This window comes from Shewanella sp. YQ_9 (assembly GCF_043103185.1).
Lineage (GTDB): Bacteria > Pseudomonadota > Gammaproteobacteria > Enterobacterales > Shewanellaceae > Shewanella > Shewanella algae.
Window position 1 is genome coordinate 1 of record NZ_JBICJO010000006.1, and the last position, 761, is coordinate 761.

Consider the following 761-nt stretch of genomic DNA (forward strand, 5'->3'; position numbering starts at 1 on the left):
AACCCGGTGATCTAGCCATGGGCAGGTTGAAGGTTGAGTAACATCAACTGGAGGACCGAACCGACTAATGTTGAAAAATTAGCGGATGACTTGTGGCTGGGGGTGAAAGGCCAATCAAACCGGGAGATATCTGGTTCTCCTCGAAAGCTATTTAGGTAGCGCCTCGGACGAACACCTTTGGGGGTAGAGCACTGTTAAGGCTAGGGGGTCATCCCGACTTACCAACCCTTTGCAAACTCCGAATACCAAAGAGTGCTATCCGGGAGACAGACGGCGGGTGCTAACGTCCGTCGTCAAAAGGGAAACAACCCAGACCGTCAGCTAAGGTCCCAAAGTAATTGCTAAGTGGGAAACGATGTGGGAAGGCTTAGACAGCTAGGATGTTGGCTTAGAAGCAGCCATCATTTAAAGAAAGCGTAATAGCTCACTAGTCGAGTCGGCCTGCGCGGAAGATGTAACGGGGCTAAGCAATTCACCGAAGCTACGGGTACTGATGCTTGCATCAGTGCGGTAGAGGAGCGTTCTGTAAGCCGTTGAAGGCGAAGGGGTAACCCACGCTGGAGGTATCAGAAGTGCGAATGCTGACATGAGTAACGATAAAGGGGGTGAAAAACCCCCTCGCCGAAAGACCAAGGGTTCCTGTCCAACGTTAATCGGGGCAGGGTGAGTCGACCCCTAAGGCGAGGCTGAAAGGCGTAGTCGATGGGAAACGGGTTAATATTCCCGTACTTCTGCTAACTGCGATGGAGAGACGGAGAAGG

The 761-nt window shown here is 52.2% G+C and carries 1 rRNA gene; it reads left to right on the plus strand.

Annotated features, from left to right (window positions below):
• Positions 1 to 761, plus strand: a 23S ribosomal RNA gene (locus tag ACF8D4_RS01820); the annotation flags it as partial.